We start from the raw sequence: 21,703 nt of genomic DNA on the forward strand, positions 1-21,703 counted from the left end.
ATTTACACCTCGAACATAGTCCGGTTTATATTGATGTTTCTTTGAGAAAGGAAACGAACGAACCCTCTGTCACATCTATCACTGTTATGGTAAAATGATGAAACTTCCTTGATAACGCTTACAGGTTTTGTCTATGAATACTGTCCGATTCGTTCAAGGAGGCGGAAATCGTTGCGATACTTAAGAAGCCCGAATATATTTCAGCGGGTCGTCGTTCTTTTTTTGATCGTGATTATCCCGATTTATGTATTGGTTCTTGTTATCATCCACACGAGCGGCGTCATTCTCCATAAGGAAATTGCCGGCTCCATGGAATCGCGGATAAGCTCGTATTCGGAGCTGATCGATTCGGAAATCAATCATGTGGCCAAGCTCAAAACGGAGTATATGTACGACGAGGACCTCCAGCAGCTGAGTACGGTTTCGATTATTTTGACCGATTATGAAAGGCTGGCGGCCGTCAACCGGCTGTCCCGCAAGCTGCAGCTGTTCAAAGATTCCAGCCGCATTGTCCAGGACGTGCAGGTGTACATCCCCAATATTCAAAAAACGATCGGCATCATGAGCTACTCGAAGCCGATGGGTGACGAAGAAAAAGCGATGATTCGGGAAGTGAACACGGACCATAGCCCCAAGATCGTAAGCTGGCAAAATCAATTGATTTTAGCTTTGTACGATCCCCCCAATTCAGGAGCGAGAACGAATTTTTATTTTAAAATCGAGCTATCCCCCCATTTGCTGATCGAATCCCTGATGAAAATTACAGCTAAGGAAGACGGAAGATTTTATTTGATGGATAAGGCGAATACATGGATGCTTTCCAATGCTTCCGGTTCATCGGAGCAGAAGCCGCAAAATGCCGTACAGGCATTTCTAAACGGATCGTCCGACCCGCAAAATAGCGGCTTCGGTAATCTGACATTGGACGAAGAAAATTATTTCGGCGCTTACCGCAGCTCCAACTATTCGAATACGACGCTTCTGGTGGCGGTTCCCGACCGACAGGTTTTCGGGCTTCTCAACAGGTACAGCCAGCTGTTTTGGATATTGTCCGCGCTGTCCATCGTTTTTGTATTCGTTTATTCGCAACGTCTGTATCTCCTGATCCATCGTCCGCTGCAGGTGATGGTCCGCGCGTTGCGCAAGGTGGAGAACGGGGACTACAACATTTATCTGAAGCATAGGAAGCATGATGAGTTTCAGTATGTGTACGGTCAATTCAATATGATGGTGAACCGGCTGAGAGAGCTGATTCATGAGGTGTACGAGCAGCGGATTCATACGCAGCAGGCCGAGCTTAAGCAGCTGCAGTCGCAGATCAATCCCCATTTTCTGTACAATACGATCTTCGTGCTTCACCGGATGGCCGCTTCCTACGGATTGCCGGACGTAACCCGGTTTACGGACTATCTTGGCAAGTATTTTTTGTTTCTGACGAGGACTGGGGCGAGCGAAATCAGCTTGGCGGACGAATGGAATCACGCGATCATTTATACGGAAATTCAGAAGATCCGGTTTGCGGACAGGATTGAGGTCGTTTGGTCGGAGCTGCCGGAGTCGTTTCATGCAATCCGGGTGCCTAGGATGATCATTCAACCGCTGCTGGAAAATGCCTATAAATATGCGCTGGAAAAAAAGCGGCGGAACGGCATGCTTCGTATCGCGGCTGCAGCCGAAGACGGCAATTGCTTACGGATTCATATCGAAGATAACGGCGAGCATTTGGAGGAGGAAGACCTTAAACGTCTCGTATATTCGCTGAATGAAGGCGCAATCAACCGGGAAACGACAGGGATGGTTAATGTGCATCGGCGGCTGCAGCTGCATTACGCATCCCGCGCGGGGCTCAGCTTCGAACGAAGCGAATTGGGCGGACTGAAGGTAACGATCCAAATTCCGCAAATGGAGGAGAATGAGCATGTACCGACTGCTGATTGTGGATGACGAACCGATTATTGTGAATGGACTCGTTGATTTTTTCTCGCAGCATGAAAAATGGCCGTTGGAGGTATACGGAGCATACTCCGCGGAGGAGGCGCTGGAGTTATTGCTGCAGATGCGGCTGGACATCGTCATAACGGATATCGGCATGCCGGAGATGGACGGGCTGCAGCTGCAGAAGAAGATCACCCAACAGTGGCCGCGCTGCAAATTGATTTTTTTGACCGGTTATAATGATTTTCAATTTGTGCAGGAAGCGATTCGTTACAACGGCGTAGATTACGTGCTGAAGGCGGAGGGCGATGAAGCCATCGTCCGGGCCGTTGAAAAGGCCATCGAATACAGCCGGGAGGAGCTCCGGAAGGAGCAATTGATGCAACAAGCGGACAAGCAGCTCCGTTTGGCGCTCCCCGCTTTGCAGAAGGAGCTGCTGCGCAATATTGTCCATGGTGACTTCATCGCCGTTCGCCGGCTTTCCGAGCAGTTCGCCGAGCTGACGGTTCCCCTGGATGCCGAACGGGAAGTGCTGATGGTTTTGGCAAGGATCGACAGCTATAAGCCGAGCTACAGCGTTTATGATCGCGGGCTGCTGGCCTATGCCATTCAAAATGTGGTGAGCGAGTTTTTGCAAGGCTCCGTCCATATGGCTTCCGTAGATATGGAGTTTTCCAGAGTGCTGTGGTTCATTCAACCGAAAGCTTCCGAGGAATCCGGCAGCCAGCACGATCCTTCGGATTCTGAGAATAAATGGAGCAATTGCGCAAGCTTCGTTCAAGGGAGTCTCGAGTCGATCCAGCAAACGTGCAAGGAATTATTGGAGGTGCCGATTTCTTTCGTCATGGATAATAATCCTGCCCCATGGACGGAGGCAAGCCAATTGTACGAAACGTACAACCGGATGCTTTCGCAAGGGCTCGGCATGGGGACGGAGCTGCTGTTGACCTGCCGCAGTACGGCGCCGGAACCGCAATCCGCTCCCTTCAATGCCGGCAAGATGAAGAAGCGGCTGGAATTGCTAAAGCTTCAATTGGAAAACGGGCAGAAGGAAGCGTTCGATAGCACTTACTTGGAGCTCATGAATGAAGGCGCCCGCTATCCTGATGAATCCGGAATCCGCCAGGAAATCTACTATTCGCTCGTTCCGATGTTTCTCGCCTGCATAAACCGGGATAGGATCGGCGATCTCGGTCCGCAGCTGGATACGAGCAAGCTGACGCATATGGAATCGCATTCGTCATGGGGAGCCGTTACGGAATATTTGCATGGCATTTCGTCGGCGGTTTTCGCCAAAACGCAGGCCGGCATGCAGCATGAAGAGCACACGGTTGTGAAAAAAATTCATCGTTATATCCACGACAATCTCGACGGAGATGTTTCGCTTGTGCGTATCGGCGATGTCGTCGGACATAATTCCAAATATTTGTCCCGGTTGTATAAGAAAATTACGGGAGAAGATCTGTCTCAGTATATCGCGAATACGAAGCTCTCCAGGGCGCAGACGCTGCTCAAAGAGACAGAAATGAAAATTTACGAGATTTCCGCCGCAGTCGGTTTTTTGTCGGAGCCGTATTTTTACCGTTTTTTCCGCAACGCCGCAGGGATTACGCCTCAGGAATACAGAGATATGCACACGAGAACGAACACTTAGCATCGCTTGCATTCAACGTTAAGTATTGCTGCTCTACTCACATAGACATGCACCTCGAGCATGTCTATTTCCGTTTATAGGAAAACGCTAATCGAGTGGACAAAAGATAGTGAAAGTGGAAATCGGAAAGTGGTTGCGCTTACACCCGCTTAGTATAATTGCAAATGTAGACGGCCGAATGAACAAAAAAATCCGAATCAGGGGGAAAAAGAATGACCAAAAAAGCGCTGCTATCATCCATGTGCTTCGTATTATCGATGTCGATCGTACTGTCGGCATGCACGACCGAAAAGAAAACCGAGGAGCCGGCTCAGGCTACCGCCAATTCGACCGGCCAGCCGGCAGCATCGACGAACAATAATCCGTTAGGCAAGTATGATCCCCCCATTACGCTCAGCACGGTCAAACGGATCGACTCCAACCTGAAGCTGCCGAACGGGCAAACGAATGAAGACAACGTCTGGATGAAAGCGATGGCCAGCGAACTGGGCATCAATATCAAAACGGAATGGGTGGCGGATGCCTCTCAATATGACAACAAATTGAATATGTCGATCGCTTCGGGTTCCTTGCCGGATTTTATGAGAGTCAATCAGGAGCAGCTTAATCAATTGATCGAATCGAACAGCCTTGAGGACTTGGCGGAGGTGTACGACAAATACGCCTCGGCCGACACGAAGAAGCAATATGCCGTCGGAGACAGCATTGCTTTGAAGGCGTCGTCGGTAGGCAAGAAGCTGTATGCGATTCCGAATACGGCATCGGCGATTGCTGGAGCTGGTTCGCCGCTTCTCTGGATCCGTACGGACTGGCTGAAAAATTTGAACTTGCCCGAGCCTAAAACGATGCAGGATTTATTCGATATTGCGAAGGCGTTCACGAATAACGACCCGGATGGAAACGGGAAGAAGGATACTGTGGGGCTTGCTTTCGTAAATGGTCAAATCGGAGATTTGGGCATTTATAACGGATTTCACGCCTATCCGTCCGTTTGGACGCAAGATGCTTCCGGAAAAATCGTTTACGGCAGCGTACAACCGGAAATGAGGAAGGCGCTGCTCGACATGCAGCAGCTTTACAAGGACGGAGCCATCGATCCGGAATTCGCCGTGAAGGATTGGGGCAAATGGAATGAAATGCTTACCTCAGGTCAAGTAGGCATATCGTTTGCCGCGCATTGGTTCGGCCAGCTTGTGCATAACTTGAAGGTCAGAGATCCGAAAGCCGAATGGAAGCCGTTCCTCGTTCCTTCCATTGACAGCGATCCGACCAAAGTTACTTTACGATCACCCGTGCTCGAGTATTATGTGGTCAAGAAGGGCGCCAAAAATCCGGAAGCGCTCATCAAAATGTTTAACTTCTATTATAGTATCACGGTCGGCAAACAGGCCAATCAGGAGAATTACTACAAGTTTATGTACGATAAGGACGACGGCTCCATTCAATACGTAGCGTTCGCCCCTGTTCATACGAACGATGCAACCGATATTGCTTTTAAACAAATGGTTGAAGCCTTCGATACGAAAGACGCATCGAAAGCCAAGGAGATGGATGCGAAAACCATCTATCAGAATGCTACCAAAGCTTTAAACGGCGAGAACAACTTGTACGGTTGGACGCTTTATTATCCTGCATGGAAGCTGTTCGGCAAAATCATGGATGAAAAGTTATACGTGAATAACGCATTCTACGGAGCTCCGACACCGACGATGACGGATAAATCCGCTACGCTGAGCAAGCTGGAGTTCGAAACGTTCACGAAAATCGTTATGGGCGCTGCGCCGATCGAAGAATTCGATAAATTCGTAGACAACTGGCACAAGCTTGGCGGAGAGCAAATTACCAAAGAAGTGAACGATTGGAGCAAGTCCGTAAAGTAGTTGTTCCGGGAGCAGGACGACAAGGGTCGTTTTCCAATGATTGCGGCCCTTGAATCGTCTATCGGAAAGCGGGCGAATAAGCTCTACACCTGCGTAAACGTCAGCGTTTAAGACGCAGGCAAGCTTTACACTTGAGATGAAGGGGGATCGATATGGCGGCGAATAAATGGATAAGAGAAAAGCCTCTTCATCTGATGATGATACCTTCGCTTATTTTATTGTTGATATTCTGCTATATTCCGATGTTTGGCGTGTGGATTGCGTTCCAGAAGTATTACCCGGCGCAAGGGATATTCCAGTCGAAGTTTGTCGGTCTGAATAACTTCAAATATATGACTGAAATTCCATTCGTCCTGCAGACGGTATGGAACACGATTATCATTGCCGGTATGAAAATGATTGTCGGAGCCGTGCTGCCGATCGTCATTTCCATCTTGCTGAACGAAGTCCGCTTGAGACTCATTCGAGCCGGCATTCAGACGCTTATTTATTTGCCTCATTTTTTATCTTGGGTCATCTTATCAGGCATCCTTATCGACATTTTGTCGACCAAAGGGATAGTCAACAGCTTTTTATCCTATGCGTTCGGCAGCAAGCCTATTTTTTTCCTCGGCGACAATAATTGGTTTCGCTATATTCTCGTTTTGTCCGATGCATGGAAAGAGTTCGGCTTCAGCACGATCGTTTACATGGCCGCTATAGCCGGCATTAACCCGTCCCTGTATGAATCCGCCATGATGGACGGCGCGAACAGATGGAAGCAAGCTTTGTACATTACGCTTCCGGGGATGATGCCGATTATCGTTCTGCTTGCGACGTTAAGCTTGGGTAATGTGCTGAATGCGGGCTTCGATCAAATTTTTAACCTGTATAATCCGGCCGTATACGAGACGGGAGATATTATCGATACGATGATTTACCGAATGGGATTGGTAGAAATGCAATACGGGCTATCGACGGCGGTAGGCTTGCTCAAATCCGTCATTTCCTTAATCTTGATCTCGATTTCCTATTTGCTGGCATACCGGTTTGCCAATTACCGCATTTTCTAAAAAACAAGGGAGCTTACGTATGAAATATCGCTCGAATCTGCTGGAACGGAGCGCTACTCTGCTCATTTACTCATGCTTGATCGCGCTCGCCTTGCTTTGCGTCGCTCCGCTCGTTCATATTTTGGCGGTTTCATTAAGCGCAGCGTGGGCGGCGGAAGCCGGGGACGTTTTGTTTTGGCCGGTCGATTTTACATGGCAGTCCTACGAATTTGTATTTACCAAGCCGCAGTTTCTCGCTTCGATTATGGTTACGTTCAAAAGGGTGCTGTTGGGCGTTAGCCTCAGTATGATACTGACGGTTATGGCGGCGTATCCTTTGTCCAAAGAAAAAGGCGCATTCCGGTTTCGTACGTTATACGCTTGGATCTTCGTGTTTACGATTTTGTTTTCCGGAGGCCTTATTCCTTGGTATATGACCATACGCGCTGTCGGCTTGCTTGACTCGATCTGGGCGCTTGTGCTACCCGGAGCGGTACCCGTGTTCAACATCATCATTTTGCTGAATTTTTTCCGGGGCTTGCCGCGGGAATTGGAGGAATCGGCATTTGTCGACGGCGCGCAGCATTGGACCATTTTGTTCAAAATTTTTATTCCGCTTTCGAAACCGGCTCTAGCGACATTAACATTATTCAGCGTAGTCGGACACTGGAATTCCTGGTTTGACGGTCTTATCTTGATGAACAGTCCGGATCATTATCCGCTTTCGAGCTATTTGCAAACCGTAGTGATCGGCAGAGATCTCAGTCAAATGACCGCGCAGGAAGTGATGAGGTTATCCCAAATCTCGGATCGTACGTTCAAATCCGCACAAATTTTCGTAGGCGCGTTACCGGTGCTGCTGCTGTATCCGTTCCTGCAAAAGTATTTTGTGAAAGGCATCGTATTGGGCAGCGTGAAGGGGTAGCTCTATCCTTTTAAATGTAAATAATAACTATATATACCATAAATTAAAAGGTGGCGGTTTGCATTGTCTGTCATGACTGTAACAGGCAAGGTTGAAACGAGCAGCTTAGGCTGGATTTTGCCGCACGAGCATGCCTTTATCGATTTGCGCGACCTTGTGCCTGCGGCACATACCATTTCGGCCAAAGCGATGGCTCAGCAAAAAGTAACGCTCGCCAATTCGGGACATCTGCGCCGTAATCCGTATGCCGTGCTGGATAATGCAGTGCTGGACGACGAGGAGGTCATCAAGGACGAGCTGCTGGCATTCAAGCGGGCCGGCGGCAATACGTTCGTCGATTTGACGCTGCGGAGCATCGGCCGCGATCCGGCTTTGCTGGCCAGTGTATCGAGAGAGGTCGGGATCAACATTATCGCCGGCTGCGGCTATTACATCAACGCTTCTCATCCGCCGGACATGGATTCGAAGACGATCGATCAGATCGCCGACGAGCTTCGCCGGGAAATCCGTTTCGGGATCGATGGGACGAACGTAAGAGCGGGCGTGATCGGCGAAATCGGGACGAGCGAGGTCATCTATCCGAACGAGAAAAAGGCATTGATCGCGGCAGCCATCGTTCAACAGGAAACTGGGCTTGGCCTCCACGTGCATACGTCTTTATGGGGCACGACCGGACTTGAGGTGGTGCGGATCCTCACCGAAAATGGTGCGGCGGCGAATAAAATATGCATCAATCATATCGACGTCGATATCCGGATGGATTATTTGAAGGCTTTGCTGAATCAAGGCGTCTATATCGAGTTCGATAATTTCGGCAAGGAGTTTTATGCCGACAAGCGTCATAGGAGCGTTTTGCAAGGGCTGTTCGCCCGGGATATCGAGCGGGTCAGGGCGATCAAGGAGCAGATCGGCTGCGGGTTTCTTTCGCAAATTTTGGTTTCTAACGACGTCTGTTTGAAGACTTGTTTGCATCGGTACGGCGGATGGGGTTATGACCATATGCTGACCAATATCGTCCCGATGATGGAAGACGAGGGCATCTCCGCCGAAGACATCAGAGCCCTGATGTGCGATAATCCTGCGGCATTCCTCGACAATGCCTGCGACTAACCGTAATGAGGTGTGCTTATGAAAGTGATCGACTGCAGCTGCGCGATCGGTTATAAAACGATCAATTATGAAATCGTCAATCACGAAAATTTCTGGGTAAGGGAGAAAGTAAAACAAGCCCGCGATGCGGAGGAGCTTTTGGAGCAGCTTGATTTTTGCGGAATCGACAGAGCGGTGGTGAGCCACAATGCGATGGCGGACGTCGACCCCGGCTACGGGAACCGGAGCATTCTGGCGGAGGTCGTCAAGGCGCCGGATCGGCTGATTCCTACCTGGACGATCCTGCCGCCGATTACCGACAACGGCTATTCGCCGGCTCAGCTTTTTCCGCGGATGAAGGCGAACCGGGTCAGTATGCTGAGGGCTTATCCCGAACGCAACCGTTATTTTCTTCATGCTGTTACGATGGGAGATTTGCTCGGCGAAATGGCGGCGTCCCGAATCCCGCTTTTCCTGTCGCCCTGCGAAGGCTGGCAAGGCATATACGACGTCCTCAAGGAATTCCCGGCATTGACGGTGATCTTGTACAACTACGGTCTTTGGAGCCATTCCCGGTTTACTTACCCGCTGCTGCAAACGTACAAAAACGTGTACATCGAGAGCGGAGATATGCAGACAGCCGGAGAAATCAAAGAAATTTGCGGCAAATTCGGCTCGGAACGCATCCTGTTCGGCTCGGACTTTCCAAGCAACAACATGGGCGGTCCTCTTGCGACCTTGTTCGGCTCCGGAATTGCACGGGAGCACCTCGAAAATATTGCGCACAACAATATCGAGCGAATACTGGGCGAGGTGATCTTATGAAGACATACGCGATGGCGAATAAGTCGCAGCTGGCCCAAGAGTTTATGGAGACTGGGAAATTATCGAGCCTCCCGATCATCGATATGCATACGCATATGGGGCCGTTTTACGGAACGCATCTGCCGGAGGCTGAGCTCGAGACGATGCTGCAAACGATGGACAGGGAAAATATCGCATGGATCATATCGGCTCCGCACAGCGCATTGTTCGATCCGATAGGCGGCAATTCGGAGATTCTCGAAGCGATGAAACGATATCCGGATCGCATCTACGGCTACTATGTCGTCAATCCGCATTACGATCATGATTGGGAGCGGGATCTGGAAGCGTACGACGGTGTAAGCGGTTATGTCGGGTTTAAATTTTTGCCGGACTATCATAAATATCCGCTGGATGGCGAGAAGTACCGCAAGTTTTATGAATTCGCGAATGACCGCGGACTGCTTCTGCTATCCCATACATGGGGGCATAGTCCTTATAATCCGCCGCAGATGGTGGAGAAGCTGGCCAAAACTTATAAGAACATCACGTTTTTGCTCGGTCATTCGGCTCCCGGCGAATGCGACTATGCGATCGAAATCGCGCGCGTTCTCCCCAATGTTTATTTGGAGCTTTGCGATACGCACCGATTAAGCGGCATGGTCAAAAAAATGGTGGAGCGGGCTTCCTCGGAGAAGGTGCTCTTCGGAACGGACTTCCCGTGGTACGATCCGCACTATTGTTTGGGCAGCATTTTGTTCTCCGGCATCGGGGATTCGGATATGCGCAACATCATTCATCATAATGCCATGCGTTTATTGCCCGATAAAGCGAAATCAACAAGAGGAAGGAAGAATAGCGGAGCATGAAGGAAATGATCGAATCGTTCGAGGTGGCTAAAGGGAACGTATACGGCGACTTGTTATCCGAACGTGCGGAAACGAAGGAATTGCGCGTCGGTTTGCTGACGGTCGGATTTTTCGAATATTGGCGGATGTTCCCGGAGACGCTGCTGGACAATGTCAAGAAGGATATGACGGTAGTTTATGACAATCTTGCGCGCCGCTTCGGCAGCGTTATTTGGCCGGGACTCACGCATACGCTCGACACGGCGGAGGAAGCCGGCCGCAAACTTGCGGCAGAGCGGGTCGATCTGATCGTGTATGTGGCGGGAACGTATTGCCCGGATTATATGGCGATTCAGGCATTGTCGCATCTGAGCCATATTCCGGTCGTGATGTTCAACGTACAGCAAAACCGGACGATCAGCCTGGACGGCAATTACGAGCACATTATCCGCAACAGCGGTCTGATCGCCAATTTGCAGCTGGCGGCTACCTTCCGCAAGATGGGGTGGTACAAACAGCTGAAGGTGGTGGTCGGGACACTGGAGGAAGAAGCGGCTTACGAGGAAATACGCAAATATGCGTCAGCATACAAGACGTATTTGAGCCTGAAGCGGATGAACATCGGCGTAATCGGTCATGTGTTTCGCGGGATGTATGATTTCGAATACGACAAAACGATGATCAAGGGTACGCTCGGTCCGAATGTGATCGCCATTCAAGTGGAGCATCTGCTCGAGCAATTCGGCAAAGCCGGCGATGAGGAAATCCGGGACGTCGTCGCGGAGACGAAGCGCCGCTTCGACATCGTCGATCTCGGTGAAGAGGACATTCGCCGCTCGGCCAGATTTTATAAAGCGCTTAGAACCACGATCGAAAGATTCCGGCTGGATGCCGTTACGCTGCTCGGTCAGCATTATACCGAGGAAAAGACGGGTTCGACGGCGTATTTGGCCAACACCCTTTTGCATGAAGAGGGCAAGTATGTCGTCAATACCGAGGGGGATATTCACGGCTTGATCATGATGTGCATCTTGAACAGGCTGACCGGTCTTACTCCGGCTTTTGCCGAATGGGGAGAGTACGACGAGGACTTGAACGCCATTTTGATGGTACATCACGGTTATGCGAATACGGATTATGCGACGGACAGAAATTCGGTGAAGGTAAACCGTTCTCCCGAACAGTGGGGACTGCAAGGGCAAGGCTTCGGTTTCGAATATACGCTGAAGCCGGGAACGGTCACCGTTACCCATCTCATTATGGATGCAGAAGGCTACAAAATGCTCATCCTCAAAGGAGATGCGCTGCATATTCCGGCGAACATTCCGTGCGAAGAAATTACGGCCGTCATCCGGTTCGCGAAGCCGATCAAGCTTTTTCTCAAAGATTTGATTAAAGAAGGCTTCGCGCATCATTGCATCATTTCCTATGGCGACCAGACGGAAGAGCTCGGATATATCGCCGATTTTATGGGGATTCGCAAAGTGATCGATTAGCATGTTCAAGGAGGTGATGTTGGATCGTTCATAGTTTACTAGAGGAGGCGATGCGATATGTTGCAGATTCCGAAGGCGGAGTTCGCCGCTAGGGCGGAGAACCTGAAAGTTTTAATGAAGGAACGGGGCATCGATGCATGCTTGATTTATGGAGATGAATACAGGAAGGAAAATCTGCGTTACTTAAGCAATTACTGGCCTTTATTCGAAAGGGGCGCCGTTATCGTGCCTCTGGAGGGGGAACCGATCGTCGTCGCCGCACCTGAAGGGGAGATGTTTTGCCGCGAGATGAGCGCATGGCGGGACGTCAGGCTCATTCCCGAGTTTGCGTGCGTAACCGTACCCGATCAGATCGAATATCCCATGGCGCATTATACGAGCTTGAAGGCGATTAGCCGTGAACTCCAAGCGCGCGGCACGATAAGCAGAATAGGCGTAGCCGGCATGGATGCCATGCCCGCAGCTTTGCTTGCGAAAATCGCAGACAGCTGGGAAGGCGCGGAAATCGCCGATGCAGGGGAGCTGCTGTTCCAATTAAGAATGACGAAATCGTCGAAGGAAATTGCTTGTTTGCAGGAAGCGGCGAAAATAGCCGATGCGGGCTACAGGCTGATGGTCGAACGCGTCCGGCCGGGCATGACCGAGCTGGAGCTGGCTTCGCTCGCCTATGGAGAATGCGTGAGACTAGGAGCCGAAAACGTGCCATTTTGTCTGGTCACTAGCGGGGAACGCGTCGACACGATTATCGGGAGAGCTTCACGCAAGGAGATTAAGGACGGCGATATGATTTTAGCGGCGCTTGCCGTGCAGGTGGAAGGTTATGTGGCTACGGTCGGATTTCCTTTCGTCGCAGGCCGGATAAGCGATGAGCAGCGCGCCTTTATTTCGCTGCTTGTCGAGGCGGAGGAAGCCGCGTTGTCGAAGCTGAGAGCGGGTGCCGAACAGGGGGAGCTGGTAAGAGCGGTAAAAAGTTACTTTACGGCGAAGGATGTGACCCGGTTCGATTTATACCCGCCGCTGCACGGCTGCGGGTTGGCGGAAGCCGAATCGCCTTATCCCGACGCCGGCTCGACTGTCCGTTTCGAAGCCGGGATGACCGTGAATATGGACGTCAGTTTATTCGGTCATCCGCATGGCTCCAACCGGATAGAGGAAAGTCTGCTCGTGACGGAAGAAGGATACGAATCGATGTCGGCATTAGTAAGAACATTAAGCGAAAATTGGAAACGATACGGAACGATTACCGTACCGGCGAAAGGGTGAAGCACCATGTCGATCTTTACGAAGGAAATGAAAGAATTTTTCCAAACAAACGGGTACGTGCTGATTAAAAATGCGGTTCCCAAATCGTATTGCGACAGACTGGTTCAAGTAATTTGGGATTTTATGGGCAAAAGCCCCGACGATCCGGAAGGCTGGTACACGCCGGCCAAAGGGATGGATACGTTCTGGGAAGGCCAAGCGGCTGGGATGCTTCCTCTCTACAATCATCAGGCCATGTGGGATATTCGCCAGCATCCGAATGTGTATGAAGCTTTCTCAGAGCTTATAGGCGAGAAAAAGCTTCGGGTCAGCTTGGACCGGGTCAGCATGAAGCCCCCTAAACGCGCGGATCATCCCGGCTTGAGCGCGAATTTCATTCATTGGGATGAAGATACGACCGATCTTCAATTCCCGCTCGAGCAGCCGCGTCCCTTGCAAGGAGTCGTTTATTTGGCGGATACGGCGGCCAATCAAGGCGGGTTTCAATGCGTGCCGAGCATTTACCGCAACATGGAAGAGTATTTGAAGGCGCAGCCTGAAGGCCGCGATCCGCGTCAGCCCGATTTGACCGGTTACGAAGTCGAGCCGATTCCGGGGGAGGCCGGCGACCTGCTCATTTGGGACGTTATGTTGGCTCACGGTAGCGGAGACAATTTATCGGATAAGCCGCGTTTCGCCCAATATGTGCTTATGTTTCCCGAAGATAAGCTGACACAAGAAGAAACCGAAATGTATATCGAGAGCGTACGAAACCACCAGGGAAGAGCCGGCAATCAGGTCGATCCCCGCTATTGGGAGAAAAACGACCATGACGGGCCGGTGCAATTGACGCCGCTAGGCCGGAAGCTGCTTGGGGTCGATCCTTGGTGATTTTCATAAAAGAACGGGGGAGTTCGGATGCGTTTGGCCATCGGGCAATTTAACGAGCTGGACGATGCCACATTGACGTTCGGCCGCCAGTTGGGCGTGACGGGGGTGCAGCTGAACACCCCTCGTCTCCCCGGGGAACGGCATTGGGAGCTTGAAGATTTGCTCGTACTGAAACGGGCGGTTGAGCGATACGGCATGAAGCTGGAAGTTTTGGAGAACGTGCCGTTGTCTTTTTATCATAAAGCGATACTTGGTATCGAAGGCCGCGACGAACAAATCGAGCATTACCGGACGACGATCCGAAATATGGGGCGAGCGGGCATACCCGTTCTGGGCTATCATTTTATGCCGAATGGGGTCTGGCGCACTTCATTCGCAACACCGGGGCGCGGAGGAGCCATGGTTTCCTCGTTCGATCTGTCACGGGTTGCTCCGGATACTCCCCGTTCCGCAGCAGGCAATGCCGTAGCAGAAGGAAATGCGGGGCTAAGAAGCTTGATCGAAACGGGACCCGACGAGATCATAACGGAAGAGCGGATGTGGCAAAATTACGAGTATTTTATGAAAGCGGTCATTCCGGTTGCCGAAGAAGAGGGCGTGAAGCTGGCGCTGCACCCGGACGATCCGCCCGTGAACATGCTCGGCGGCGTCGCCCGTTTATTCCGAAATAAGGAGAGCTTCGTCAGAGCGATGAACATTGCGGACAGCGATGCCTGGGGGCTCGATCTATGCTTCGGCAGCTGCTCGTCCATGGAGGGCGGGGCGGACAATGTTAAAGAGCTCGTTTCCTTTTTCGGACCACGAGGGAAAATCGTTTACGTTCATTTCCGGGATGTACAGGGAACGGTTCCGCGCTTCGACGAGTGTTTTCTGGGCGAGGGGAATTACAATCCGGCGGAAATGATCCGGCTGCTGAAAAGCACGGGGTTTGACGGATTCATTTTGGACGATCATGTTCCGGAAATTGCCGGCGACACGCCTTGGGGACATCGCGCGCGGGCGCATGCGATCGGCTACATCCAGGGCTTGATCGCAGCAGCCGAGCATGGATAGGGGAGTGATAACACTGGGGACAGGCCGCAAGTCATAAGACGGGGACTGAGGCAGGGACAGGTCGGAAGTCAAAAGACAGGGACTGAGACAGGAGACAGGTCAGAAGTCAAAAGACAGGGACTGAGACAAGAGAGTGTCAGTAGCTAGGAGACAGGGAGGTTTTCATGAATAAACAAGGGGCCAAAAGCTGGTACATCGTCGACGGATACTTGCCGTATAAAGGAAAGGTCGACGTAAACGAGTTCGAAGGCCATGAAGCGATTATGATACTGAATTGTCAGGATGAGGCTGCAAGTATTTGGATGGACATCTATTACGAGAACCGGGAGCCGGATTTGGATATTACCCTGTTTGTCGATGCCCGAAGGGTGAAGTGCATTCGTATGGACCATCCCGACGAGATCGGCGGGGTTCGGCTGGAACGGCAGCAGCAGTATGCGTTAAGATTCCGCAGCAATGTTGAAGTGATCGTCCAATACGGCCGCATGGACATCGCCCAGCCGAATTTGGCGTATATCGGCTTGATCGGATATTCGGAATAAAGAGAGAACCTCCATCGGAGATCGGAGAGTGCCGTATGCACCCAGGCGCTATTATAACAAGCATTGGCCTTGATAAGCTGGCACGAGCCACCCTGCAAAAGCCGCTTTTCATCACGCAATTGGCGCTCGGCGACGGTGGGGCGGAAGCCAATCCAGCGCTTATGCCGACCATGACGGCATTGGCGAACGAAAAGTGGCGGGGAGCGGCATCGCCGCCGATCCGCGATCCGCAATCACCCGGTGTCTTGATATTTGAAGCTGCGATACCGCCCGGCTCGCTCAGCTTCGCGGCACGAGAACAAGCCTTATTCGACGCCGAAGGAGACATGATCGCCATCGAGCGCATCCAAGGTATCGAAGATCGGAGCCGCAGTGCTGCTGAAGGAGACATGAGGGTGTCCGAACAAGCCAAGGGTGTTGATGATCGGAGCCGCGATGATGCCGAAGGAGACCTGATAGCTTCCAAACAAGCCAAGGGTATCGACAGGCTTGACCTCGACGCTGGAGCAGGCGATAATTTCGCCGTTCGTTTCCGTTTTCCATTAGAGACGGCAGCCCAAGCGGCTCTGTTTGCACCACAGGAGTTCGCAAACGGACGACCGTTTTCAAGCAAAGCCTCGACGTGTACGGGAAAATGCACGCAGTGCGAGAGAGAAATCGCTGGCTCGAGTAGATCCTGCATCTAGCGGAGAAGATTTCATAGAGAATGGGGCGAACGTCACTATCTAACCGTTAAACGCCTGCTCTCACCTGTTAATGAAGGGAAGGTAACTTTCAATTTCTTTACCTCAGGCACATAGGGAAATCGTAATTGACAAACTTGGAGAGCGCCTAGTGGAAAAAAACTTATTATCAATGAGGCTGTCCTCACTATTCCACCTGTAAAACGCTCGTTCTCGCCCCACAGTGAGGCAAACAACACTATCAATTTCGTTTGCCTCACTAATAATAACCATTGCCTCATTATGCCTCCGAAACGCAGGTTTTTGGCGATTGATAGTGAGGTTTGCCTTATGAACAGTAACCTTTTCCTTATTATATCTCTACGAAACAAGTCGTGAGCGGCGTGGAGCATCCATCCAAACTATGAAGTTTTCGGATTGATGGCGACGACTATCCGTTACACAATCAACCCCCAAAACCCGCCGGAACACGAGTAATCGCCGAAAACAAATACCGTTTGTTTCCCTAACAAGTACCTTTTCCTCAATAACTCTTCAGAACTCGAGTCATCGCTCCTACTTATGAACGTAAACCATAGAAATGCAAAATGCTCTCGCAGAAGCGGCTTACGCAGCGAAGCGCCAAAATAAAGGCCGCCGGATATTATTAAAATATCAATTTATATGTTTCACAATTAATTAAGCCTGATATTTTACCGGTAAATGCACCTGTCCTTAAGCGTATGCTTACGAAGTCGCTTTCTTCGAAAGCGTTTAGGACGGCGAAGCCGTTTATCCTTAATTCGTCTATACCAATTAATAAGGAGGCAAAATCGATGATGGAAGAAAACAAACAGGCTGAGCCGGAAAGCTCCAAGCAGGGAAACGGCATTATCAGCAGAAGAAAGCTGCTGGCTTCGTTAGGGATGGCGGGGGCTACGATCGCTTCGATGGGTGTGCTTAACGGAACGGTTTCGCCCGCTTTCGCCGACTCTGCGGATAAGAAGACGAAAGTGAAAGATTTGATGAGCATGAATTTCGTAGTGTCGACAACGATTGCGGAGCTGCGTGCGATGAGTAGTCCGGATGCGGACACGTTATACTATGTCGCCGATTTGGGTCAGGAAGGCGTATTTCACTATGATCCGTCTGATACTGCTTCCGCCGATAACACGGGAACGATTCTCGTCTCCTCCTCAGGCGCGCGGTTCAAAAGAATTTACGACGGGGTTGTCCATGTCAATTGGTTCGGAGCGAAGGGCGACGGAACGACGGACGATACGCAGGCGATTATTGCAGCGGACAATGTGGCCGACGGCGGCCTGGTGATGCTGACCAAACCATACAAATACTCGTTATCCGGACATAAGCTTAAGTCCCAGTTTATCGGCAATGGCAGTCTAACCAACTACACGGGCGTATATGCTCAAACATTTACCGGTACGGGAGCAAATGACGCTTTGATAACCGGCGGTTTTACCGGAGGCTTCGACATCACTTTTTTGATCGAGGTGGGCACCTCATCGAATACAAGCTGGCGATGGTCTACGGACAACGGCGCGACTTGGATATCGGACGAGTCCGTCATTTTGCCTGACGATACGCTTGTTACGACGCCTTTGACGATTAAAGCGACACCGCAAGCGCTTGGCTCCTCGGGACTCTTCGTGCAGTGGACCTCCGCTTCCGGTCACGCGATCGGGGATAAGTGGGCCGTACATACCGATAAAGCGATAAGACGGCTCGATATCAACGGGCTGGATCTTCGCGGACAGCCTCTGTTTAGGGAGGGCGGCACGAGAAGCGTAGGCTTCGGCAAAAATGTTTTCGGCTCCGGAGAGACGGTAGGCAGCGAAAATATCGGGTTCGGCGTAGATGTGCTTTCCTCCAATGTGAGGGGATTTGCCAATGTCGCAGTCGGTGTCAAAACCTTGGAAGCCAACGTTTCTGGCAATTACAACTGCGCCCTCGGTCCGCATGCGCTTAACGCCAATGTATCCGGTATTACGAACAGCGCTTTCGGCACGTACACGATGGGCGCCAATGAGACCGGCAGCGGCAACAGCGCCTTTGCTTCCGATGCTTTAAGGTACAACAAAAGCGGGGAATTAAACACCGCTGTCGGCACGCAGAGTATGTATCATAACGTTACCGGATGGCAAAATACGGCCGTAGGAGCTAACGCGTTACGAGGCGGCAATGAAAGTTTGTCCAATAACAAATCGTTTAATTACAACTGCGCCTTCGGTGAAAAGTCGCTGTTCTTCGGCGGCACCGAATTTTCGACGGCAATGGGGCATGAATCGCTCTATAAATCGCTTGCGGGCAAAAATGTCGGCGTAGGCGCCAAAGCCGGTGCGCTGATGAATTACGGGGAGTTGAACGTTTTTGTCGGCTACGAGGCGGGACTCGGGGAAACGCGTAACCAGGACGGGGATTCGACGGGCTCCATTTGCTTAGGCGCATTTACGGCGACAACGGGGGATGACGGAATTGCGATCGGCCGCGGGGTCGTGGCGGGACCGGGGCAAATTTTGCTTGGCGGGGTGCATAATCAAGCGGGCGTTTATTTTTACGGTGCGCTTAACCCGCAGCTGGACGGGGTTCAAAATATCGGCCAGCCGGCCGGCAGATTCAACACGGTTTATGCAATGACCGGTTCGATCAATACGTCGGACGAAAGGGAAAAAACGCCGATCGAGCAGCTTTCCGACAAAGAGCGGGCAGCGGCGCTGGAGATTAAAAAACATATCGGGAAGTTCAAGTTCAAGGAATCGATTAACCAAAAAGGCGAAAAGGCGAGATGGCATTTTGGCGTCGGCGCGCAAACCGTCAAGGAGATTTTCGAGAAGAACGGATTAGACGGGTTTGAGTACGGCTTATTGTGTTATGACGAATGGGACGACGCGTTCGATACCGTACCGGCCGTGAAAGACGAGAACGGAACCGAAATCGAGCCGGAGAAGAAGAATCGACGCTTGCATGCAGGGAACCGTTATGGCGTGCGGTATGACGAGCTGGCGATGTTTATTTTGGCGGCGATTTAAGGTACGGCGTGTCCGGTATGAAAACATACGCTCCCGCTGCGGCAGCGCAGCGGGAGCGGCTGGAGACAGGCGATGGTCATGAAGTGAGGAACGAAGCAAGCGGCCTGCCTGCGTAATGGTGCGCATTAGAATGAAAAATAAGATTCGGATACTTCGATTAAATAAGCGTGATGGCGTGCAAGTTCGTTCTTATTTTCTTGGGATGACTGCAGCAAGAGCTTGTCAGCCAAATCAATCAAAGCAGCTTCCGCGGTTCCTCTTCGTTCCGCGCCCCAGGCGCCGCTTCCCGTTTGGACGATTTGCAGAGCTTCGGCCACGGGAAGACCTTTCAGCCGCATATAAACGGAAGCCCAGCGCACAAGGTCGAAATGCCCTTGCGGATAAGTCATGGCGAACGTCCCCCAACCGCAATAGCCGCCGCTCGTTATTTTGAACAGCCCGCAGCAGAATTCGCCGCATTTCTCGGGGTGTGCGGTTGACTGCCAACACCTATCGCCCAACTGCGCATTGGGAGCTGCGCGCGGAGCCGGATGTTTCATGATGGCGCGGTCAAAACGAAACAGCTCCATAGAATCGATTTTGCAGTTCATGAGAGTCAAGTCGTACAAACCGGGCGCAAACTCTGTAATCGATGCCATAGTCGGCACTCTCCTTATATGCTGGAAATGATAGCCCGCAAATCCGTCCATGCAAAAAAAGCCCTAAAGAGCAGAGAAAACGCTGCACTCGGGCTTTTTCCGCACGTTCGGATTAGGGTGCAGAGGCGCCGGTAAAGGTTTCTCTCTCAATGCGTTTACGAGGTTAGCTGTCGGATTCGGGCTTGAGAGTGCCCTACACTTGCCGGCGTAAGCAAGCAAGCGATTCACCCCATGGACCCATTCTATATAGGAACGAGCCCGGATGGTTCCCCCGTTTCCCTCACGGGAATTCAACATAGATACGGAAATATCGGGTTATTGATTGGAATCATACGACGTTTCCGTAAATCATGTAAAACGCGAATCGGAGGGTTAAACGTGATTTATTGGCGTTTTTACTATAAGAAAGCGATTTCAAAAGCAAGCTTCATTTATTTTCCATCTATTTGCTCCGGCTAGCTGCTATTTTCTTGATTTTGCAGAAAAGCCGAGAAATAGAGAGTATCATGCAGGAATCCGGAGATCGAAATGAATTTAGCCGTCTGCAATGCTTGGCAGTGCCGGATTTGCATCGCGGCGATTCTTTACAGACCGAAGCAACGAGCGTATGATTCAACTCATGATTATGACGAAGTTTCCCATTACTGAATCGCTTAATTTCCTTGCCAGACCAGGAAAACGGGGGAACCAATAAAGCGGTGCGCAAGCGGTGTGAGAGCCGTTGCTGCATCGTTTGGGGTGAATTCCGAATCGAAGAGCCATGGATTTTCGGTTCGGATAGGGCGACTCTCACTGCCCGAATCCGTCAGCTAACCTCGTAAGCGTTGGGACGCAGCTAATTTGGTTATAGGAATCGCACTTGATTTCTAACTGAAGGCGTTGCATGGAGAGAGGATGATGAAGCTTGTGATCGTTCGCTGCGACCACAGGGCTTAGACCTCTGTGGTTATTTTCTGCTGTCTATTTTTGAAAAAGGTTTTCAATCGCTGAATCCTTGAATGGAAAAGGAACGGGGGAACCAACCGAAGAACGCGATTCTTGATCGCTTCTTCCTGGGGTGAATCCCCGGCGCCGGAAACGGACGCCGGGGTAGGGCGACTCTCACGCCCGAATCCGTCAGCTAACCTCGTAAGCGTACCCGAGAGAGGCAACATTTTTCGTGCTTTGACACGGTTTATATCCTGTGCCGAAGAAGCCGGAGAAGAGTACCTCTTCCTGAAGGCTTCTTTTTTGATGCCTGATAGAGGTTGTTCAATAAGTCGCCTTTTTGAACAAATCCGGGAAAATCACAGGAGGAAACATATCGATGGACATGTCCAAGGAGTATATTTTGGTATCCGCACCGAGTCAAGCAGGCCTTTCATTCATTCGTTTGCTGTTGCTGCAGCGCATTCCTTTTGCGGCGATCGTCAATAATAAGCGGGAGCTGGAAATCCTGCATGAAATTGGCGTGAAAAACATCATTTTGATCGATACGACGCAAGAACAAACGTGGCACATACCGGACTACCCGATCGGCAACATTTATTTGTTTGAAAAAAGCTTTACCTTATGCTGCCGATATCTTCGCATATGCCGAACGTGGACGTCAAAGCCGGTCTACGTCATAACGCAATCGTGCAATCCGAGAATCGTCTATAAAGGACTCGGTGCCGATTATGTCATTCATACGAACGGCGATGAAGTATCGTTCTTGATCCAATCGCCGGTGAAACAAGGGGAAGCGAAATAATGGGAAGGAATGGGGGCAAACCGTCATGACGGACATTTATATGATTTTGATTCTTGCAGGTACTTATGCGCTGTTTTCCGGTTTCTTGTTCTGGTGCGGCCGAATCGTCGATGAGACAGGGGGCGAACGAACATGATCGTCGTTTATGCTTTTGCCGTATTCATTTTTCTTTACTTGATATACGCGCTGATTAACCCGGAAAAATTTTAAAGGCTTGAATAAGGAGGACGTTGC

18 protein-coding genes and 3 riboswitches are annotated in these 21,703 nt (G+C 50.9%); of the genes, 17 read left to right on the plus strand and 1 reads right to left on the minus strand.

Going from position 1 to position 21,703, the window contains the following annotated elements:
* Positions 1 to 171: 171 nt before the first annotated feature.
* The 15 genes from DQG23_RS12100 (at position 172) to DQG23_RS12170 (ending at position 19,099) form a co-directional block, all read left to right on the plus strand.
* A complete protein-coding gene (locus tag DQG23_RS12100) occupies positions 172 to 1,944 on the plus strand; it encodes a sensor histidine kinase (protein ID WP_113031109.1) in 1,773 nt (590 codons plus the stop codon).
* Positions 1,919 to 3,589, plus strand: a complete 1,671-nt coding sequence (locus DQG23_RS12105) for a response regulator transcription factor (RefSeq protein WP_158560423.1) — start codon at positions 1,919 to 1,921, stop codon at positions 3,587 to 3,589. The genes DQG23_RS12100 and DQG23_RS12105 overlap by 26 nt, the downstream gene beginning before the upstream one ends.
* A 212-nt stretch (positions 3,590 to 3,801) precedes the next feature.
* Complete coding sequence (locus DQG23_RS12110; protein WP_113031111.1) at positions 3,802 to 5,469, plus strand: extracellular solute-binding protein; 1,668 nt, start codon at positions 3,802 to 3,804, stop codon at positions 5,467 to 5,469.
* Positions 5,470 to 5,621: 152 nt separating this feature from the next.
* Complete coding sequence (locus tag DQG23_RS12115; protein ID WP_113031112.1) at positions 5,622 to 6,521, plus strand: ABC transporter permease; 900 nt, start codon at positions 5,622 to 5,624, stop codon at positions 6,519 to 6,521.
* Positions 6,522 to 6,540: 19 nt separating this feature from the next.
* Positions 6,541 to 7,425 (plus strand): carbohydrate ABC transporter permease, encoded by an 885-nt coding sequence (locus DQG23_RS12120; protein ID WP_113031113.1) that lies wholly within the window; start codon positions 6,541 to 6,543, stop codon positions 7,423 to 7,425.
* Positions 7,426 to 7,497: 72 nt separating this feature from the next.
* Positions 7,498 to 8,535 (plus strand): phosphotriesterase family protein, encoded by a 1,038-nt coding sequence (locus tag DQG23_RS12125; RefSeq protein ID WP_238177878.1) that lies wholly within the window; start codon positions 7,498 to 7,500, stop codon positions 8,533 to 8,535.
* Between the two features lie 18 nt (positions 8,536 to 8,553).
* Positions 8,554 to 9,339 carry an amidohydrolase family protein gene (locus DQG23_RS12130; protein WP_113031115.1) on the plus strand — a complete coding sequence of 262 codons (786 nt, stop codon included), beginning with the start codon at positions 8,554 to 8,556 and terminating at the stop codon, positions 9,337 to 9,339.
* Complete coding sequence (locus tag DQG23_RS12135) at positions 9,336 to 10,187, plus strand: amidohydrolase family protein (RefSeq protein ID WP_113031116.1); 852 nt, start codon at positions 9,336 to 9,338, stop codon at positions 10,185 to 10,187. The genes DQG23_RS12130 and DQG23_RS12135 overlap by 4 nt, the downstream gene beginning before the upstream one ends.
* Positions 10,184 to 11,662, plus strand: coding sequence for a hypothetical protein (locus DQG23_RS12140; RefSeq protein ID WP_113031117.1), 1,479 nt, complete (start codon positions 10,184 to 10,186; stop codon positions 11,660 to 11,662). Before DQG23_RS12135 ends, DQG23_RS12140 begins: the two co-directional genes overlap by 4 nt.
* A 57-nt stretch (positions 11,663 to 11,719) precedes the next feature.
* Complete coding sequence (locus DQG23_RS12145; RefSeq protein WP_113031118.1) at positions 11,720 to 12,925, plus strand: M24 family metallopeptidase; 1,206 nt, start codon at positions 11,720 to 11,722, stop codon at positions 12,923 to 12,925.
* Between the two features lie 6 nt (positions 12,926 to 12,931).
* A complete protein-coding gene (locus tag DQG23_RS12150) occupies positions 12,932 to 13,795 on the plus strand; it encodes a phytanoyl-CoA dioxygenase family protein (protein ID WP_113031119.1) in 864 nt (287 codons plus the stop codon).
* 27 nt (positions 13,796 to 13,822) lie between these two features.
* The gene (locus DQG23_RS12155) at positions 13,823 to 14,848 is read left to right on the plus strand and encodes a mannonate dehydratase (RefSeq protein WP_113031120.1); all 1,026 of its coding nucleotides are present in this window, start codon (positions 13,823 to 13,825) and stop codon (positions 14,846 to 14,848) included.
* A 164-nt stretch (positions 14,849 to 15,012) separates the two neighbouring features.
* Entirely contained in the window at positions 15,013 to 15,390 is a 378-nt protein-coding gene (locus DQG23_RS12160; protein WP_113031121.1) for a sensory rhodopsin transducer, read from the plus strand.
* Between the two features lie 35 nt (positions 15,391 to 15,425).
* Positions 15,426 to 16,076, plus strand: a complete 651-nt coding sequence (locus tag DQG23_RS12165; RefSeq protein WP_113031122.1) for a phage tail-collar fiber domain-containing protein — start codon at positions 15,426 to 15,428, stop codon at positions 16,074 to 16,076.
* Positions 16,077 to 16,888: 812 nt separating this feature from the next.
* Positions 16,889 to 19,099, plus strand: coding sequence for a tail fiber domain-containing protein (locus DQG23_RS12170; protein ID WP_158560424.1), 2,211 nt, complete (start codon positions 16,889 to 16,891; stop codon positions 19,097 to 19,099).
* Between the two features lie 125 nt (positions 19,100 to 19,224).
* Here DQG23_RS12170 and DQG23_RS12175 read toward each other — a convergent pair whose 3' ends face one another.
* A complete protein-coding gene (locus DQG23_RS12175; RefSeq protein ID WP_113031124.1) occupies positions 19,225 to 19,737 on the minus strand; it encodes a hypothetical protein in 513 nt (170 codons plus the stop codon).
* Positions 19,738 to 19,873: 136 nt separating this feature from the next.
* Positions 19,874 to 20,043: riboswitch (cyclic di-AMP (ydaO/yuaA leader) on the minus strand.
* Positions 20,044 to 20,377: 334 nt separating this feature from the next.
* A riboswitch (cyclic di-AMP (ydaO/yuaA leader) is annotated at positions 20,378 to 20,576 on the plus strand.
* 135 nt (positions 20,577 to 20,711) lie between these two features.
* A riboswitch (cyclic di-AMP (ydaO/yuaA leader) is annotated at positions 20,712 to 20,887 on the plus strand.
* A gap of 156 nt (positions 20,888 to 21,043) precedes the next feature.
* Between DQG23_RS12175 and DQG23_RS12180 the strand changes: the two genes are divergently transcribed.
* Together DQG23_RS12180 and kdpF are read left to right on the plus strand one after the other, a co-directional pair.
* The gene (locus DQG23_RS12180) at positions 21,044 to 21,469 is read left to right on the plus strand and encodes a hypothetical protein (protein WP_113031125.1); all 426 of its coding nucleotides are present in this window, start codon (positions 21,044 to 21,046) and stop codon (positions 21,467 to 21,469) included.
* Between the two features lie 132 nt (positions 21,470 to 21,601).
* Positions 21,602 to 21,679, plus strand: coding sequence for a K(+)-transporting ATPase subunit F (gene kdpF, locus DQG23_RS43745; RefSeq protein ID WP_113031378.1), 78 nt, complete (start codon positions 21,602 to 21,604; stop codon positions 21,677 to 21,679).
* The last annotated feature ends 24 nt before the right edge of the window (positions 21,680 to 21,703 follow it).

The sequence above is a fragment of the Paenibacillus contaminans genome (assembly GCF_003285015.1).
GTDB classification, from domain to species: domain Bacteria; phylum Bacillota; class Bacilli; order Paenibacillales; family NBRC-103111; genus Paenibacillus_V; species Paenibacillus_V contaminans.

Bases quoted from the DNA above. Each gene is read 5' to 3' on its own strand.
- DQG23_RS12170 (WP_158560424.1), top strand. From the start codon at position 16,889: ATGATGGAAGAAAACAAACAGGCTGAGCCGGAAAGCTCCAAGCAGGGA.
- DQG23_RS12125 (WP_238177878.1), top strand. From the start codon at position 7,498: ATGACTGTAACAGGCAAGGTTGAAACGAGCAGCTTAGGCTGGATTTTG.
- DQG23_RS12175 (WP_113031124.1), bottom strand. From the start codon at position 19,737: ATGGCATCGATTACAGAGTTTGCGCCCGGTTTGTACGACTTGACTCTC.
- DQG23_RS12165 (WP_113031122.1), top strand. From the start codon at position 15,426: ATGCACCCAGGCGCTATTATAACAAGCATTGGCCTTGATAAGCTGGCA.
- DQG23_RS12140 (WP_113031117.1), top strand. From the start codon at position 10,184: ATGAAGGAAATGATCGAATCGTTCGAGGTGGCTAAAGGGAACGTATAC.
- DQG23_RS12130 (WP_113031115.1), top strand. From the start codon at position 8,554: ATGAAAGTGATCGACTGCAGCTGCGCGATCGGTTATAAAACGATCAAT.
- DQG23_RS12110 (WP_113031111.1), top strand. From the start codon at position 3,802: ATGACCAAAAAAGCGCTGCTATCATCCATGTGCTTCGTATTATCGATG.
- DQG23_RS12160 (WP_113031121.1), top strand. From the start codon at position 15,013: ATGAATAAACAAGGGGCCAAAAGCTGGTACATCGTCGACGGATACTTG.
- DQG23_RS12135 (WP_113031116.1), top strand. From the start codon at position 9,336: ATGAAGACATACGCGATGGCGAATAAGTCGCAGCTGGCCCAAGAGTTT.
- kdpF (WP_113031378.1), top strand. From the start codon at position 21,602: ATGATCGTCGTTTATGCTTTTGCCGTATTCATTTTTCTTTACTTGATA.
- DQG23_RS12155 (WP_113031120.1), top strand. From the start codon at position 13,823: ATGCGTTTGGCCATCGGGCAATTTAACGAGCTGGACGATGCCACATTG.
- DQG23_RS12115 (WP_113031112.1), top strand. From the start codon at position 5,622: ATGGCGGCGAATAAATGGATAAGAGAAAAGCCTCTTCATCTGATGATG.
- DQG23_RS12145 (WP_113031118.1), top strand. From the start codon at position 11,720: ATGTTGCAGATTCCGAAGGCGGAGTTCGCCGCTAGGGCGGAGAACCTG.
- DQG23_RS12180 (WP_113031125.1), top strand. From the start codon at position 21,044: ATGGACATGTCCAAGGAGTATATTTTGGTATCCGCACCGAGTCAAGCA.
- DQG23_RS12150 (WP_113031119.1), top strand. From the start codon at position 12,932: ATGTCGATCTTTACGAAGGAAATGAAAGAATTTTTCCAAACAAACGGG.
- DQG23_RS12120 (WP_113031113.1), top strand. From the start codon at position 6,541: ATGAAATATCGCTCGAATCTGCTGGAACGGAGCGCTACTCTGCTCATT.
- DQG23_RS12105 (WP_158560423.1), top strand. From the start codon at position 1,919: ATGTACCGACTGCTGATTGTGGATGACGAACCGATTATTGTGAATGGA.